Annotated in this window: 19 protein-coding genes and 1 riboswitch; of the genes, 11 read left to right on the plus strand and 8 right to left on the minus strand. The window is 44.1% G+C overall.

Translation table 11 applies throughout. The annotated features are described in order from the left end of the window. Window positions 1-108 precede the first annotated feature (108 nt). Both ACMXYS_RS04960 and ACMXYS_RS04965 read left to right on the plus strand, forming a co-directional pair. Window positions 109-882: a substrate-binding periplasmic protein gene (locus tag ACMXYS_RS04960; RefSeq protein ID WP_415897792.1), complete on the plus strand. Its 774-nt coding sequence runs from the start codon at window positions 109-111 to the stop codon at window positions 880-882. Window positions 883-1,150: 268 nt separating this feature from the next. Next, window positions 1,151-2,356: an OprD family outer membrane porin gene (locus ACMXYS_RS04965; protein ID WP_415883844.1), complete on the plus strand. Its 1,206-nt coding sequence runs from the start codon at window positions 1,151-1,153 to the stop codon at window positions 2,354-2,356. Between the two features lie 63 nt (window positions 2,357-2,419). Here ACMXYS_RS04965 and ykgO read toward each other — a convergent pair whose 3' ends face one another. Continuing rightward, entirely contained in the window at window positions 2,420-2,560 is a 141-nt protein-coding gene (ykgO, locus tag ACMXYS_RS04970) for a type B 50S ribosomal protein L36 (RefSeq protein ID WP_415883845.1), read from the minus strand. Window positions 2,561-2,568: 8 nt separating this feature from the next. Further along, window positions 2,569-2,829, minus strand: coding sequence for a type B 50S ribosomal protein L31 (locus ACMXYS_RS04975; protein ID WP_415883846.1), 261 nt, complete (start codon window positions 2,827-2,829; stop codon window positions 2,569-2,571). 154 nt (window positions 2,830-2,983) lie between these two features. Between ACMXYS_RS04975 and ACMXYS_RS04980 the strand changes: the two genes are divergently transcribed. The 5 genes from ACMXYS_RS04980 to ACMXYS_RS05000 are packed head-to-tail and all read left to right on the plus strand — an operon-like array spanning window position 2,984 to window position 6,053. Next, on the plus strand, window positions 2,984-3,358 hold the full coding sequence (locus ACMXYS_RS04980) for a hypothetical protein (protein WP_415883847.1): 375 nt from the start codon (window positions 2,984-2,986) through the stop codon (window positions 3,356-3,358). A 30-nt stretch (window positions 3,359-3,388) separates the two neighbouring features. Then, on the plus strand, window positions 3,389-4,768 hold the full coding sequence (locus tag ACMXYS_RS04985) for a class II fumarate hydratase (protein WP_415897793.1): 1,380 nt from the start codon (window positions 3,389-3,391) through the stop codon (window positions 4,766-4,768). A 26-nt stretch (window positions 4,769-4,794) separates the two neighbouring features. Then, window positions 4,795-5,208, plus strand: coding sequence for a hypothetical protein (locus ACMXYS_RS04990; protein WP_415897794.1), 414 nt, complete (start codon window positions 4,795-4,797; stop codon window positions 5,206-5,208). 44 nt (window positions 5,209-5,252) lie between these two features. After that, the gene (gene sodN, locus ACMXYS_RS04995) at window positions 5,253-5,753 is read left to right on the plus strand and encodes a superoxide dismutase, Ni (protein ID WP_415883850.1); all 501 of its coding nucleotides are present in this window, start codon (window positions 5,253-5,255) and stop codon (window positions 5,751-5,753) included. Between the two features lie 51 nt (window positions 5,754-5,804). Further along, the gene (locus ACMXYS_RS05000) at window positions 5,805-6,053 is read left to right on the plus strand and encodes a S24/S26 family peptidase (RefSeq protein WP_415897795.1); all 249 of its coding nucleotides are present in this window, start codon (window positions 5,805-5,807) and stop codon (window positions 6,051-6,053) included. A gap of 69 nt (window positions 6,054-6,122) precedes the next feature. Here the strand turns inward: ACMXYS_RS05000 and ACMXYS_RS05005 are convergent, their stop codons facing one another. The 4 genes from ACMXYS_RS05005 to ACMXYS_RS05020 form a co-directional block, all read right to left on the minus strand. Further along, window positions 6,123-6,470, minus strand: a complete 348-nt coding sequence (locus ACMXYS_RS05005) for a RidA family protein (RefSeq protein WP_415883852.1) — start codon at window positions 6,468-6,470, stop codon at window positions 6,123-6,125. A 7-nt stretch (window positions 6,471-6,477) separates the two neighbouring features. Then, window positions 6,478-7,554 carry an alanine racemase gene (gene alr, locus ACMXYS_RS05010; RefSeq protein ID WP_415897796.1) on the minus strand — a complete coding sequence of 359 codons (1,077 nt, stop codon included), beginning with the start codon at window positions 7,552-7,554 and terminating at the stop codon, window positions 6,478-6,480. A 44-nt stretch (window positions 7,555-7,598) separates the two neighbouring features. Further along, entirely contained in the window at window positions 7,599-7,979 is a 381-nt protein-coding gene (locus ACMXYS_RS05015; protein WP_415883854.1) for a Rid family detoxifying hydrolase, read from the minus strand. A gap of 86 nt (window positions 7,980-8,065) precedes the next feature. Beyond that, a complete protein-coding gene (locus ACMXYS_RS05020; protein WP_415897797.1) occupies window positions 8,066-9,322 on the minus strand; it encodes a D-amino acid dehydrogenase in 1,257 nt (418 codons plus the stop codon). 140 nt (window positions 9,323-9,462) lie between these two features. On the opposite strand from ACMXYS_RS05020, the gene ACMXYS_RS05025 reads away from it, so the two are divergent. The 3 genes from ACMXYS_RS05025 (at window position 9,463) to ACMXYS_RS05035 (ending at window position 12,162) form a co-directional block, all read left to right on the plus strand. Further along, the gene (locus tag ACMXYS_RS05025; RefSeq protein ID WP_415883856.1) at window positions 9,463-9,957 is read left to right on the plus strand and encodes an Lrp/AsnC ligand binding domain-containing protein; all 495 of its coding nucleotides are present in this window, start codon (window positions 9,463-9,465) and stop codon (window positions 9,955-9,957) included. A 485-nt stretch (window positions 9,958-10,442) separates the two neighbouring features. Then, window positions 10,443-11,816 (plus strand): alanine/glycine:cation symporter family protein, encoded by a 1,374-nt coding sequence (locus tag ACMXYS_RS05030; RefSeq protein ID WP_415884641.1) that lies wholly within the window; start codon window positions 10,443-10,445, stop codon window positions 11,814-11,816. Window positions 11,817-11,940: 124 nt separating this feature from the next. Further along, window positions 11,941-12,162 (plus strand): hypothetical protein, encoded by a 222-nt coding sequence (locus tag ACMXYS_RS05035; RefSeq protein ID WP_415883857.1) that lies wholly within the window; start codon window positions 11,941-11,943, stop codon window positions 12,160-12,162. A gap of 57 nt (window positions 12,163-12,219) precedes the next feature. Here the strand turns inward: ACMXYS_RS05035 and ACMXYS_RS05040 are convergent, their stop codons facing one another. Beyond that, window positions 12,220-12,627, minus strand: coding sequence for an STAS/SEC14 domain-containing protein (locus ACMXYS_RS05040; protein WP_415897798.1), 408 nt, complete (start codon window positions 12,625-12,627; stop codon window positions 12,220-12,222). Window positions 12,628-12,677: 50 nt separating this feature from the next. Next, the gene (locus ACMXYS_RS05045) at window positions 12,678-13,373 is read right to left on the minus strand and encodes a hypothetical protein (RefSeq protein ID WP_415897799.1); all 696 of its coding nucleotides are present in this window, start codon (window positions 13,371-13,373) and stop codon (window positions 12,678-12,680) included. 187 nt (window positions 13,374-13,560) lie between these two features. Further along, window positions 13,561-13,784: riboswitch (cobalamin riboswitch) on the plus strand. Between the two features lie 92 nt (window positions 13,785-13,876). On the opposite strand from ACMXYS_RS05045, the gene ACMXYS_RS05050 reads away from it, so the two are divergent. Beyond that, window positions 13,877-14,677 (plus strand): DUF4198 domain-containing protein, encoded by an 801-nt coding sequence (locus tag ACMXYS_RS05050; RefSeq protein ID WP_415897800.1) that lies wholly within the window; start codon window positions 13,877-13,879, stop codon window positions 14,675-14,677. Window positions 14,678-14,690: the final 13 nt, after the last annotated feature.

Consider the following 14,690-nt stretch of genomic DNA (forward strand, 5'->3'; position numbering starts at 1 on the left):
TGGCTTTTAGAGGTTTTTAGTGGGTAAAACCCTTATAGGAATTAGGTGTATTGAGGGAGTCTTTCTTCTGTATTACATTGTAAGGCTTGATGTTTGTTTTGGATGACGATGTCTCAAATGCTTAGGATATTTTGTGCAGCCCTTTTATTGGTCTATTCCTTAATCGGATTATCAGCGGAAAAGATTGTAATTGCTGCGGATCGCTGGTGCCCATTTAATTGCGAGGCAAATGCGCCTTTACCAGGTTTTATGATCGAGGTAGCTACAGATGTATTCGAAGAGAAGGGGATAGAGGTTCAGTACATAGAGATGAACTGGTCTCGTGCTATTCAGGAAGCGAAGAAAGGACATATCAATGCAGTAGTTGGTGCCTTTAAAGGCGATGTGCCGGGGTTTGTTCTACCTGAGCAAGAGTTAGCAATTTTGGGTAATACCTTTTTTGTACATAAAGATTCGAATTGGCAGTATCAAGGGGTCGAATCGCTGCAAGGCCATCAACTAGCTGCTATTAGTGGTTACGATTATGGCGATGAATTGCGGGATTATATTCAGAATAATAGCTCCGATAGTGTGACAATGTTGGGAAGCGAGCAGCCCCTTCATCGAGGTATACAGATGCTGTCTTTGAAGCGGATCGATATGCTGGTCGAAGCTGAACCTGTGTTTTGGTACACCGCGAATCTTCTAAATAAGGCTGATCATTTTAAAGTCGCGGGTAGTGCAAAAGAGTTTGAAAAGTCCTATATCGCTTTTTCTCCGGTTATAGGTGAGTCTCAGGAATACGCTCAGATTCTTTCCGATGGAATAGAGCGATTACGCAAGAGCGGTCAGTTACAGGAAATACTTTCTAAATACGGTATGACTGATTGGCGAGAAGAATAGTTAGATGCGTTTTGAAAGCGCTATTTGATGCTGCGAAGGACTGTGAAAGTTAGAAAAAGTTCCACCCTTCATGGTGCATTCACCTAAAAAACACCAGCGAAAATGATATTTAAATGACGAAAATTGTCATTTTTGATGGATTCTTCTGCGAACGCACCAGTTTCGAGCGTTAAACCCTGCAAACCTGAAAATTACAAAGAAAAAGCCTGCCTTTATTTTCTTAAAATAGCCACCTTCGCAAATAATAACTCAGGTTTGTTACATTATTATGTTTCAGAAAAAACTAAGCGTAGCGGCTCTGGCATTCGGTGCAGTAGCTAGCGGCTCCAGCATCGCGGCTGAAGCGCAAAATGACGGTTTTAAAGTTGATTTAGGTTTACGTACTTTCTACATGAACCGTGATTTTGATCAGGGTATCCCAGACACTATTGCTGCGGGTCAAGCGTTCAAACTCGACGTTGCTTCTCCATACTTTGGTGGCTTCGTTGGTTTTGATGCAACTGTTACTGAAGTTGTGGCTTTGGAAAACGATAAGACCGATAACCTATCTGACGTGTTGGCGGCAGGTGGTAATGGTTATACAGCAGTTGAAAACCTATACGTTAAACTGAAGCCTCTGGATAATGTAAATATCCGTGCAGGCCGCATGGTAATGATGACGCCTCTACTGAACGATCTTCAGTCACGCCTATCTGCGCCAAGCACGCAGGCGATTTACGGCGATATTGCATTGGATAATATGAACCTTTATGCGTTCTATTCAGATGAAGCTTCACGTAACACTCGTCAGGGCTTTGATGAGTATGAAGTAAACGGCGAAGATTACGGTATTGCTTCTGTTGGTGGTGACTATACGTTTGCTAATGGTCTTAAAGCAGAAGTTCAGTACGCTGTAGCTGATGATTACATGAAGCAATCTTGGTTAAACCTTACTTACCCAACTAAGATGGGTGAGTATGACGTAACTCTAGATGCGCGCCATATGCGTGGTGAAGATGATGGCCACCTATTGGCAGATTACGACAGCCACCTAACAAGCTTGACTGCACGTTTTGCTAAAGGTAACTGGGCATACACTGTTAACTATCAAACTGTGGGTGGTAATGATGGTTATAACGTTCAGTGGGGCGGTCAAGATGATACTCAGTACTTCACTTACGGTGCAGTACAGCTACTAGATTTTAACGCAGATGATGAGCAGGCTCTTCAGTTCCGCGTAGATTACGATGTTCCTTCAATTCCAGGCTTACATCTAATGGCGCGTCACACTGAAGCTTGGGATATTGATTACGATGGTGGTACAGATGGTCAGCGTCGTGAAACAAACCTAGATGCTAAATACACTGTACAAAGTGGTAAGGCGAAAGATCTGAGTGTTCAACTGCGTGTTGCGCAGGTGAATGGTGATGATTCTGTTGTTCCTAACATCAGTGATATCCGTTTGATCTTGGATTACCCAATCAATCTTCTTTAAGCATTTTCCCGCTTGAGAACGCAGGGGCCTTAGGGCCCCTGTTTTTTTGCATCCTCTCTAGTTTTATTTCTTCTTGCCTGTTCCTTGGCGTGCTTTAAAGCGCGGGTTTGATTTACAAATCACGTAAAGTTTTCCGCGACGCTTCACAACCTGACAATCTGGGTGGCGTTTCTTAGCTGTTTTTAAAGAGCTCAGTACCTGCATTGCTATTCCTATTTAGATGCACGCTGTTGTTTACCAAAGCGTTTATTGAATTGAGCAATACGTCCTTCAGATTTCGCCTGACGTTTTTCACCGGTATAAACAGGGTGTGATGCGCTGGATATATCTAGTGTAACAAGTGGGTATGTATTGCCATCCTCCCAAACAACAGTCTGAGATGATTTAACAGTTGAGCGGATACGAAAATCTTGACCACAGCTGGTGTCGCGGAAGATAACGTAGTCGTAATCAGGGTGAATGCCTTTTTTCATTTTTGCCTATCCCTTAAATGTTATGTCATAACATAGTATATTATTGAGAATCATTTTCAATCTCATTTATTCTGGATTCTTGATGTGTATTTCTTGCGGTAAATTAAATCTAATGTATAGTGAAAGTAATTATCATTTAGATTTGGTTGTTTTTATGTCGCAAACAGCTCAGTTTGATTCGCCAATTAACGAATATCTGCAACATGTCCAGAAGCAGATACGTTTTGCAAAAGAACCGGATAATCCAAGTTTGATCAGTCATTACTTGGATATAGATACATGCCGGCAGAAGAGTGTGGAATCGCTGAAGCAGCACTATGAACGTCAGTTCCGTCTATTGTTAGATACGGTAGCGGATGAACTCATACCTAGTCATTGGCGTTGTTGCTGCCTAGATAACATCAATAAGCCTCTTGGCCAATTGGCGCGGTTGTTTGCAAATAATCGGGATGGGCAGGCTTACCTGTGCAAGCTTAAGTATGAGCTGAACATGACCTGTCATTACGTACTGTCAGGTCTAAGCCGTTAACCACAGTCAGGAAAAATAAGGATAAATAAGATGAGTAAGACACGTATAGCTAAAGACAGTATGGGCGAGCTAGAAGTGCCTGTTGATGCTTTATATGCAGCCCAAACGCAGCGTGCTGTGAATAACTTTCCTGTGAGTGGTCAGCCGATGCCAGAGGCATTTATTCGCGCTCTGTTACAAGCTAAAGCTGCGGCAGCAAAAGCCAATGTCACGCTAGATCAAATTCCAGAGAAGATGGGTAGTGCGATTGCTCAAGCGGTTGAGCAATTGCTAAATGAAGATGACCTGATGCGTCACTTCCCGGTAGATGTGTTCCAGACAGGTTCTGGTACAAGCTCCAATATGAATGCTAACGAAGTATTGGCTGCAATTGCGTCTGATATTTATGGCGACAATGTAGGTGCAAACGATCACATAAACTGTGGTCAAAGTAGTAACGACATTATCCCATCCAGTATTCATATCAGTGCTGCAGTTGAACTATCAGAGCAGCTGCTGCCGGCGTTGGAATATCTACAGAAAGCGATTGAAGATAAAGCTGCAGCCGTTGATGGTTATGTGAAGACAGGGCGTACTCACTTAATGGATGCGATGCCGGTTCGGATGAGTCAGCCACTTAATGGTTGGGCGACTCAAATTAAGCAAAATATTCGTCATCTAAAACAAATTCAGCCAACTTTACAGAGTCTTGCGCAGGGCGGCACTGCTGTAGGTACCGGCATTAATGCCCATCCTGAGTTTGCTAAAAACTTTAATGCCGAACTAAGCCTACTTACCGGTTTGGAATTTACTCCCGCAGATGATTTCTTTGCGCATATCGCTTCACAAGATGTCGCGGTTGCACTGTCTGGTCAACTGAAAGCGACAGCTGTTTCCGTGATGAAAATCGCCAATGACCTACGTTGGATGAACTCTGGCCCTCTAGCTGGCCTTGGGGAAATCGAGCTTGAAGCGCTACAGCCAGGTTCTTCGATCATGCCGGGTAAAGTGAATCCCGTTATTCCAGAAGCAGCAGCAATGGTCTCTGCTCAGGTGATTGGTAATGATGCTGCTATTACCGTAGCAGGCCAGTCGGGCAATTTTGAGTTGAACGTAATGTTGCCTTTAGTAGCGAGCAATTTGCTCAACAGCATCAAGCTGCTAAGCAACGTAAGCCGTCTACTGGCGGATAAAGCAATTGCCAGCTTCAAGGTGAATGAAGGACAGCTAAACCATGCGCTGTCTCGTAATCCAATTTTGGTAACAGCTCTGAACCCTATTATTGGTTACATGAAAGCGGCTGAGATTGCGAAGCAAGCTTATAAAGAGGGACGACCTGTTGTTGAAGTTGCGGCAGAAAATACCGATCTATCAGTGGAAGAGTTACAGAAATTACTCGATCCAGCCAAGTTAACCCAAGGCGGTTTATAAACTTCACAGCCAAGCAGGGACGCGTTATGGAGCAGTGGGAAGAGTTGATGAAGGCCACGAATAAGGCCTATGAAACACATTGTTATTACACCGCATTAGAGTTATGCCAGCGAGCGTTACGACAAGCTGTCAGATGTTTTGAAGGTCAGCTTGACCCAGATTCGGATAAGTTGCTTTCTGCGGTGATGGTTAGCCACTTTAATTTGGCTGATACCTACATCGCATTAGATCAAGTGGTTCAGGCTGCAGAGGTTTTTGAGGACGCATCTATTTATCTAAAGGGATTGTTGGCAGAGCGGCATTTAGGCGAACTGCAAAAAATCGCTGTATTAAGAGCAGGGAATTGTTTGCATACAGAATGGAATCGCTTTTTCCATAAATACCACGCCGAATTACCTCATGAGATGCAGCCGCGCTGTAATGGCCTGCATCTCCATTAATCATATCAATTTGAATTTTAGAAAGGCCGAAGGAGATAGGTGCCATGCTTCACAAAATTTTAAGTGCAATGGATAGCAAGTTAGCGTTTACGACAGCAAAAGCTCACTGTGATATCCCATGTAAGATTTATGACCCTGCGACGGCACAAATTGCGGCATTAACCGTTATTCGTATGGTCGATCTGATTACCGAACTAGATACGGGTGAGCCTCTAACCTTGGCTCAACAAGCACAATTAGCGCGTTTGGTTTCTGAGAAAGAAAAGCATGCGCTACAAGTGAAAGAAGAAGTACGAGTGATTTGGGGTGACTACTTTAAAGCACCGCAATTTGAACAGATTCCAGATGCTCATGATCAAGTGCACGGCATTATGCTGCAGGCATCAAAAGTTAAACAAAACATTGATCGCGAAGCTGCATTAGATCTTCTGAATCGCGTAAATACATTTGCAGAAGCCTTCTGGAAAACAAAGGGCGTAGAGACTTTTACGGCGACATGTCCTTATCCGCCTGCAGAACAGGTTACTTATCCAAAATTGGGTTAAAACAGACTAGGTTATCGAATGCTAAACATCGTCAAAATCGTTGGAGATAGTATGTTTCCTACATTAAGCGCTGGAGACTTCGTCTGTGTATGGCGGAGGTTAAAACGCATCAATGTTGGCGATTTGGTTGTGTGTGATCACCCCGAATATAAAAGAATGATTAAACGCGTTGCAGCTATAGACCTAGATGGACGTTATTTGTTGGAAGGGGATAACCCGACGAGTTTAGCTTCTGAAAAGATGGGATGGTTTGGCTTGGATAATTTGTACGGCAAGGTGATTTTTAAAATAAAAAAATAGCGACTAGTAGCTGGAGTAGAGTTTTCTGGCGAATTTTGGGGATCATTTGATCCCCTTTTTTATGGCGTATTAGTAAGCCGCCGTAACAGATAGCTCTACTAGAATTTCTGGGCGGGCCATTCGCGCTTCAACACATGCACGTGCTGGTTTTTCTACGTCAGCAACCCATGCATCCCATACAGCGTTCATTGCCGCGAAGTCTTTCATATCGCGGATATAAACGGTTACAGAAAGGATCTGATTACGGCTGCTGCCAGCTTTAGCTAGTAGATCGTCAACCTTATCTAGGCAGCGTTGTGTTTGTTCTGCAATGTCCCACTGTGCTTCGCCAGCGGTTTGACCGCATAGGTAAACGGTACCGTTGTGCTTAACAATACGGCTCATGCGATCAGTAGATTCAATACGTTCAATACTCATTGTGTTCTCAAATATATTTCTTATGTATGCGGCGGGTAATGCCGGTAAATAGGGTGTAAGGGATAGTGTCACTGCACTTGGCTATATCAGTCGCAGGAAGGTTTTCTCCCCACAGTTCCACATGGCTGCCGACATTAGCCGTCGGGATATCTGTCAGATCTACTGCCAGCATATCCATCGAAACGCGACCAACGATTTGCGTTTTATGTCCATCGACTAAAACTGGTGTGCCACTTTTAGCATGACGTGGATAACCATCGGCATAACCGATCGCAACTGTGCCGATCTTACTTGGGCGGCTGCATCTCCAGGTTTGGCTGTAGCCAACGGGTTCGCCCACCTCAAGCTCACGCACTGCGATCACTTCAGAGCTTAGGGTCATCGCTGGTTGCAGTTGATCGGCCAGTGGTTGTGACTCAGCAAATGGCGTTGCGCCGTACAGCATAATGCCGGGACGCTGCCAATCTCTGCGGGCATCTTCATGTGCGAGCGTGCCTGCAGAGTTTGCTAAGCTAACCGCTGCATTGAGAGTTGCGGCTACTGCATCAAAGCGTTGGATCTGTTCATTGGTGGCTGAAAGCTCAGGTTCGTCAGCAGATGAGAAGTGGCTCATCAGAACTACCTCTTTGACCTGATCTAGCTGAGACAGTTTTTCAAACGCAGCAGCGTAATCTTCTGGCTTCACACCTAAGCGGTGCATGCCACTATCCATTTTTAGCCAAGCGTTAATAGGTTTATCTATGTCAGCTTTAGCCAGAATATCGATCTGTTCCACGCTATGAATAGCGCACCATAGCTCTTTATCAGAGATATAGTTCAGTTCATCGGCTGAGAAGAAGCCTTCTAATAGAAGGATTGGTTTGTTGATGCCCGCTTCGCGAAGCTCTACTGCTTCTTCAATACATGCAACACCAAAACCATCGGCTTCATCTTCTAGGGCCTGTGCAACTTTAACTGCGCCGTGACCGTAGGCATCAGCCTTGATAATGGCTAATGCTCCTTGATCTGGGGCTGCGGATTTAGCTAAGCGATAGTTATGTCGAATAGCATCTAAGTTAATGGTTGCTGTGGCTGCTCTAGCCATACTCACTCCGGACTGTTGGTTCAGATAGTTTCGTTTGGTTGGTTTTATACAACCATAACAGCTTCAATTTCTATGTCAGCGTCTTTTGGTAACGCTTTTACTGCATAAGCTGCGCGAGCAGGATAAGGGGCTTCAAAGTATTTCGCCATGATTTCATTAACTTGCGCGAAATATTCTAGGTCGGAAAGCAAAACAGTGATCTTTACGAAGTCGTTTAAGTTACCGCCAGCAGCCTCTGCAACAGCTTTAAGGTTTTCGAAAACTTGAACCGCTTGGCTTTCAAATGACTCAGTTACCATCTCCATTGTTGCTGGGTTCAACGGGATCTGGCCAGAGATATAAACAGTGTTACCCGCTTTAACTGCTTGTGAATAAGTGCCAATCGCAGCAGGTGCTTTGTCTGTGGAAACTGTAACTTTCTGCATGATTTTATTCCTGTAATAAAAAAGGAGATACCGGACAGTGGGAGCAGCCGGTTCTCCAAAAATAGTTGTTATAGGGTGATAAGTATTTAGGCGTAGCGCGCTAGCGATAGGCCTTCTTTGTCAATATCTGGAGCGGTGTTGCTGATGATGTCAGACACGTATTTGCCCGAGCCTAGCGACATGGTCCAGCCTAGTGTGCCGTGACCCGTATTAAGGAATAGGTTCTCAAATTGAGTCTCACCTAAAATTGGTGTGCCGTCCGGTGTCATTGGGCGTAAGCCTGTCCAGAATTCAGCATTCTCTGTGCAGCCGCCGCCCGGGAATAGATCGTTAACCACAAATTCCACATTGGCTTTACGCTTCTCTTCCAGCCCTTTGTTGTAGGACGCGATCTCGGCAGTACCGCCAACACGGATACGATCATCAAAACGGGTCACCGCAACTTTGTAAGTTTCATCCATCACTGTGGATGTTGGTGCTTTGCTTTCGTCAATGATCGGCAAGGTTAGTGAGTAACCTTTTATTGGGTATACAGGCACTTTTAGACCGATCTTAGACAGCACAGGGGTAGAGTAGCTGCCTAGTGCAACAAGATAAGAATCGGCTGTCATGGTGCCGCGCGAAGTGGAAACGCTTACAACCTGATCGCCTTCAGTGTTTATATTCAGAATGTCGGTTTTCATAATGAATTCGACACCCATCTTTTTACACTCATCAGCCAAGGCGTTGGTGAACTTGAAGCAATCGCCTGTTTCATCACCTGGTAAGCGAAGGCCACCTACGATTTTTTCCTTAACATTCGCGAGGGCAGGTTCATATTCGATACAGCCATCGCGATCTAAGTTTTGGAAATCTACGCCGCTCTCTTCTAGAACAGAGATATCTTTCTGGGCATCTTGCATCTGTTTATCTGTTCTAAACACTTGCAAGGTACCTTTAGTGCGCTGGTCGTAGTCTATATTTAATTCATTGCGCAGATCGATAAAGCAATCACGGCTGTATTCAGCTAGGCGAACCATGCGGGCTTTATTAGTGTGGTAAGCGCTTTCTGTGCAGTTGGATAACATTTTGGTCATCCACGCGAGTGTTTGGGTATCAACATCGCGTCCGCTGATCATAAATGGAGCTAAATCTTGCATTAGCCACTTAACAGCTTTTAGGGGAATACCGGGTCCGGCCCAAGGAGCAGAGTAGCCAGGAGAGATCTGGCCAGCGTTGGCGTAGCTTGTTTCTAACGCGACATCGACCTGTCGATCGATTATAGTTACCTTATGGCCAGCCTTGGCTAAATACCAAGCGCTCGTTACGCCAACCACTCCTGCACCTAAAACCAGTACCTGCATAATGTGACCTCATTTTCGTATTTTTTATGTTAATGAGAAAACACTAGTTTATTTGGTTTTTGCCAGTGTAAGGCGCTAAAGTTTGGCTATAATAAAGAATAATAACCTGCATATTTTACTTTCATAGTGGATATCAATGCATGACAAATAGTAAGAAGCGTACGCTAGATCGCTTAGATGTAAGCATTTTGCGTACTTTGCAAAACGATGGGCGAATTAGTTACGTTGATCTTGCAGAGAAAGTCGGCTTAAGTTCGACGCCCTGCATAGAGCGTGTGAAGCGATTGGAAAAAGAAGGGTATATAGAAGGATACTATGCCCGCTTAAACCCACAGTTGCTTGAATACAATATGTTGGTATTTGTAGAGATATCTCTCTCTTATCAAACACCAGATGCATTCCAGACGTTTAATAAGGCGGTTGAACAGCTGCCTTATATATTGGAGTGCCACCTAGTTTCGGGTGATGCAGACTACCTTCTTAAGGCGCGTATTAATGACATGTCTGAATACCGTGCTTTATTGGGTGATATGCTTTTGACTCTTCCAGGAGTTAAGAACTCTAAGAGTTATATCGTGATGGAAGAGGTAAGAGAAACACTGGAGCTGCCAATTAAGTTTAATGTTAATCGTTAACTTAAGTTTTTCGTAACCTCTTAAAGAAGGTGCAATATCAGTGATCTGATTTGCACCTTTTTTTATGCCGTTTTCTGTGGGTATACGTCCCTGATAGCCCTTCTTGTCTCTGTTTTAGTTTATTTCACTGCAAATATTCAATTAAGCAGTTTTTATCACTGAATATTTTTTTAATTCAAAGCCATTTTCTGGCTTCTTTCTAATATCGTAGTGCGCAGTTCTATTCGTAGCATGGAGGCGGGGGCTGCTGGGCTACTTACCCTTGGCAGGATAAGGTTGTTTGATCTTTGGCCAGGTGTGTATACATCTCCTCTGTATCAAAGAGCCAGGCGAGCACACTAAGCCCCGTCTCGCTGCGAAAAGAATAAGAGCAGGTTGCTGTGTTTAAGAAATCGCTAACGCCTTTGGGAATTAGCGAACTGAAAATTAAAAATAACAGAGCAGTTATTTTCCCTCGTAGAAAAAAACAATATAGAGGAATCATGATGGAAGCATTGACCGGATTTATAAGTGCGGTTAACGGCATCGTTTGGGGTCCAATGATGCTGGTACTAATTTTAGGTGTAGGTTTGTTCCTACAGCTAGGTTTGAGACTAATGCCAATTTTAAAATTGGGCACTGGTTTTAAATTAATGTGGAGCGGCCGAAATACGGCTGAGTCCGAAAAAGGCTCCGGTGAAATCTCACCTTTCCAAGCCTTGATGACAGCAATGTCTGCAACGGTAGGTACTGGTAATATTGCCGGTGTTGCTACAGCTGTATTCCTAGGTGGTCCAGGTGCTCTGTTCTGGATGTGGTGTACTGCACTAGTAGGTATGGCGACTAAGTTCTCTGAGGCTGTATTGGCGGTTAAATACCGTGAGGTTGATGAGAATGGCAACCACGTTGGTGGTCCAATGTACTACATCAAAAATGGCCTAGGTAAAAAATGGGCGTGGATGGGTACAACTTTCGCGGTTTTCGGTACGATCGCAGGCTTCGGTATTGGTAACACAGTTCAATCTAACTCGGTTGCTGATGTTCTTGAAGCAAACTTCCAGATGCCAGCATGGGTGACTGGTGTAATCTTAATGGTACTTACTGCAGCTGTATTGCTGGGTGGTATTAAGCGTATCGGTGCGGTTGCGGGTGCTTTGGTTCCATTGATGGCAATCAGTTACCTTGTCGCAGGTCTAGTTGTTCTGACAATTAACGTTGATGCGATCCCTGCTGCTCTAGATCTTATCTTTACTTATGCATTTACTGAACACGCTGCTGAAGGTGGTTTCGCTGGTGCTGCTGTTTGGGCTGCGATCCAGTTCGGTGTGGCACGTGGTGTATTCTCTAACGAAGCCGGTCTTGGTTCTGCTCCGATTGCTCACGCTGCATCTCAAACTAAGGATCCAGTTCGTCAGGGTCTAATCGCAATGCTAGGTACATTCCTAGATACAATTATCATCTGTTCTATTACTGGTTTGGTTATCATCACTTCGGGTGTATGGACTGACGGTGTATCAGGTGCAGCCCTAACATCTGCCGCTTTCGCTGATGCGTTACCGGGTGTAGGTAACTACATTGTTGCTATCTCTCTAGCGATCTTTGCTTTCACTACAATCCTAGGTTGGAGTGTTTATGGCGAGCGTTGTGCTGAATACCTATTTGGTGTGAAAGTAATTATGCCTTTCCGTATCCTTTGGATCATTGCAGTGCCTGTAGGCACGATGATCAGCTTGGATTTCGTATGGTTATTAGCGGATACGCTAAACGCGATGATGGCTATTCCAAACTTGATTGCTCTGGCGCTATTGAGCCCAGTTGTATTCAAGTTGACTCGCGAATACTTTGAAGCACAAGTCGCTTCATCGTTAGAAACAAAATAAGTCAGGCTCTTTATTTTGTAACTAAAAAGACCGGGCATTGCCCGGTCTTTTGCTTTATAGCGTTTGGCTTTTGCCTTATGGGCGTATACTGTGTGAATAGTTCTATGTAGTAAGTGAGGCCAAGATGGAAAAGAAAGACGGTAAAACCATATATAAAATTATAAAAGCCTCTGGATTAGACGATGCCAAACCTCAAGCTGAGGTAGCGCCTGATACCCAAGTGATCGAAATAGATTTAGAAGAGGTGTTTCTGTACGGGAATCTGGACTTTGTCGATATGCCGCAAGAGCTGCGCGATGCCCTGTATTCGCAAATGGTTTCTAGCGGGATGCTGACGGTGCACTAGTTCTTAAGCTTAAAAAAGGGCCGTTATGAGATGGCCCTTATTGTTCAAGCTGCTTCGTTATCCGCCGAATGGGTAAAGTGTTTTTTCCTCATCGTCTTCATCTTCATCGTTAATCCAACGAAGCGCTTCAAGTAGTTGAGTCATTCTATAGTGGCGCATTTCACCTTGGGTTAGCAGGTCGCCCACTTTGGTCATCCACTCAGTCCATTTAGGATCGCCAACGATCGCAATACGGTAAAAATCGTTAGCGTGTTTCGTGCCGAATTTTAGATCTTCCCATAAAGCACCGGCTTCAAAACCTGAAAAATCTGGAGCAAAAGTAATCAGCAGGCGAACTTCAGGGTGGGTGTTTTTTACATGCTCAAACAGTGGCAAGAATGTTTCGGTGTAATCGCTTGCTGTCAGAGTGTCATTCGCTTGCAGGACGATGATGTCGCCTGTTGTTTCAGGAAGTACATAGAGCATGGAAGATGCCTTATCCGGATCAAAAAAACGGATTATAAAGGCAAATAGGGCTAGAAGGTAACTCCAAGCCCAATTGTGATTATCGTGTCGAAATCATCTTCCTGAAGGTCGTAGGGAAGTTCTAGCAGGGTATGTAAGGTTAAGTTTTTAGAGAGAGGGTGATCGTAGCCAATAATAGGGAGTACCTCTTCGAATTCAAAATCCTTAATTGAATCGTCGTTGCTATATAAGCGCATTGTCGGTGCTTCAAGCTCGAGGTTGAGTTTGCCTTCGCCTAGGCTTCGGCTCCATTTTAGTGTGGGTTCAATCTCGATCTCATAGATATCAAAATCACCATCGAGGTAGTAATCGATCTCCAGTTCAAATCCTGCCTTTAAGCCATTATCAAACGAGGTGTAAAACTTTGGCGTCAGTTCTGCGCTCTCTGTGTTGGTATCTATCGTTCGATCAAATTCATGTACGAGTTTTAACGAGCTGTTTTCGCTCAGTTTCCATTTATATTCCACTTGCCAGGTTAAATTCTTCCCATTATCTAACCCATTCCTTGGAACATATACGTACTCAAGATAAGTACCAAAATTGCCTTCTGTGTATTGCAATAAAGGTTTGTAGGCATAGTGCCCGCTTTGGGCTTCTGGTTGGTATTCGGTAGAAAAACTGGCGTACCAGTCGGCTTGTGTATGTATGGATAAGCCGGTTAGTAGGGTTGTTACCGCAATGAGAACGGAGGATCTAAGCGCACACATATTCTGGAGCCCTCTTTAATGCTTGGCGTTCTTATTTTTAGTTCCGAAAAGAAGGTGCTTAAACCCTAGTGTAGTTGGGATTTATATATTTACGTTATTCATGACCACTGGAATAGAACTCAATTGCAAATAAGGGGTATGGCGGGTAGAGTTGTGCGCTTATTAGGTCGTACATTTGTACAGGCTGAAATTGATGCCCAAATGAGGTCATGGGTAGCAATTTTGTTAGCCCGGGAAGTTGGTGAGCTTATGAGCCAGGATTCAATAGCGATCCCAACACTGCCCCCGCAACGGTAAATTGGTTATATCAGCTTTTATGCCACTGTATCTTGGATATGGGAAGGTAAGTTGATTGAAGGTTAAGTCCTTCGCTGATGAGTCCGGATACCAGCCTAATAATTGTTTACCGTGGTGTTGCGGAGGGCTTCACCGAGTAATTGTTTGGTTTGTCTAAACATACTTATCCTCCCAACTCCGACAATATTTCATGTTGGAGATTTTTTGTGCTTAAAAAATTAGCGTTTTCAGTTGCAGCAGGCGCTGCGCTTTATTCTTCTATTGCATCAGCTCACTTCCAAATGGTTTATACACCAGAATTACTACGTGAGCGTGGCGGTCAGATCAACCTAAAAATGCCCTTTACCCACCCTGCGGAAAGTGGTCATGTGATGCAGGTTGAAGCGCCTGAACAGTTCTATGTAATCAAAAAAGGTAAGAAAACAGAGTTACTAGATTCTGTTAAACCATCTCAGTGGACCAGCGCTGATAATACAGGCACCTCTTTCGAAGCTGATGTGAAACTACGCGGTCTAGGCGACTACGTGTTTGTTCATAAAATGGCGCCTTATTTTGAAGAATCTGAAGATATCTATATTCAACAGATCACAAAATCCATTGTTAATGTGGGTAGCTTGCCAACAGATTGGAATGAAGATTTTGGCTTGAAGGCTGAGATTGTTCCGTTAACTAAGCCTTATGCTATCTATGAAGGTGGAACGTTTACCGGTGTTGTTAAAAGTGAAGGCAAGCCAGTTCCATTCGCAGAAATTGAAGTGGAATACGTAAACTATGAGCCTGATATGAAAGCTAACGCTTTCGCTAAAGAGGCTAATATGGAAGTTCCAGCTGATGCATTTATCACACAAACAATCTTTGCTGACGCGAACGGTACCTTTACCTTTGGTATCCCTAAAGCGGGTCAGTGGGGTTTCTGTGCCTTGGGTGTAGGTTCTGATAAAGAACATAAAGGTAAAGAACTTTCCCAAGATGCTGTAATTTGGGTTCAGGCTCACTCAGTTAAATAATTTAGGTACACCA

This window comes from Neptuniibacter sp. QD57_21 (genome assembly GCF_047778075.1).
Taxonomy (GTDB): Bacteria; Pseudomonadota; Gammaproteobacteria; order Pseudomonadales; family Balneatricaceae; genus Neptuniibacter.

Coding starts and splice junctions, on each gene's coding strand:
- ACMXYS_RS04975 (WP_415883846.1), bottom strand. CDS start 2,829: ATGAAAAAAGGCATTCACCCTGATTACGACTACGTTATCTTCCGCGAC.
- ACMXYS_RS05015 (WP_415883854.1), bottom strand. CDS start 7,979: ATGCAGAAAGTTACAGTTTCCACAGACAAAGCACCTGCTGCGATTGGC.
- ACMXYS_RS05025 (WP_415883856.1), top strand. CDS start 9,463: ATGACAAATAGTAAGAAGCGTACGCTAGATCGCTTAGATGTAAGCATT.
- sodN (WP_415883850.1), top strand. CDS start 5,253: ATGCTTCACAAAATTTTAAGTGCAATGGATAGCAAGTTAGCGTTTACG.
- ACMXYS_RS04985 (WP_415897793.1), top strand. CDS start 3,389: ATGAGTAAGACACGTATAGCTAAAGACAGTATGGGCGAGCTAGAAGTG.
- ACMXYS_RS04990 (WP_415897794.1), top strand. CDS start 4,795: ATGGAGCAGTGGGAAGAGTTGATGAAGGCCACGAATAAGGCCTATGAA.
- ACMXYS_RS05005 (WP_415883852.1), bottom strand. CDS start 6,470: ATGAGTATTGAACGTATTGAATCTACTGATCGCATGAGCCGTATTGTT.
- ACMXYS_RS05040 (WP_415897798.1), bottom strand. CDS start 12,627: ATGCTCTATGTACTTCCTGAAACAACAGGCGACATCATCGTCCTGCAA.
- alr (WP_415897796.1), bottom strand. CDS start 7,554: ATGGCTAGAGCAGCCACAGCAACCATTAACTTAGATGCTATTCGACAT.
- ACMXYS_RS05020 (WP_415897797.1), bottom strand. CDS start 9,322: ATGCAGGTACTGGTTTTAGGTGCAGGAGTGGTTGGCGTAACGAGCGCT.
- ACMXYS_RS04980 (WP_415883847.1), top strand. CDS start 2,984: ATGTCGCAAACAGCTCAGTTTGATTCGCCAATTAACGAATATCTGCAA.
- ACMXYS_RS05045 (WP_415897799.1), bottom strand. CDS start 13,373: ATGTGTGCGCTTAGATCCTCCGTTCTCATTGCGGTAACAACCCTACTA.
- ACMXYS_RS05035 (WP_415883857.1), top strand. CDS start 11,941: ATGGAAAAGAAAGACGGTAAAACCATATATAAAATTATAAAAGCCTCT.
- ACMXYS_RS04965 (WP_415883844.1), top strand. CDS start 1,151: ATGTTTCAGAAAAAACTAAGCGTAGCGGCTCTGGCATTCGGTGCAGTA.
- ACMXYS_RS04960 (WP_415897792.1), top strand. CDS start 109: ATGTCTCAAATGCTTAGGATATTTTGTGCAGCCCTTTTATTGGTCTAT.
- ACMXYS_RS05030 (WP_415884641.1), top strand. CDS start 10,443: ATGGAAGCATTGACCGGATTTATAAGTGCGGTTAACGGCATCGTTTGG.
- ACMXYS_RS05000 (WP_415897795.1), top strand. CDS start 5,805: ATGTTTCCTACATTAAGCGCTGGAGACTTCGTCTGTGTATGGCGGAGG.
- ykgO (WP_415883845.1), bottom strand. CDS start 2,560: ATGCAGGTACTGAGCTCTTTAAAAACAGCTAAGAAACGCCACCCAGAT.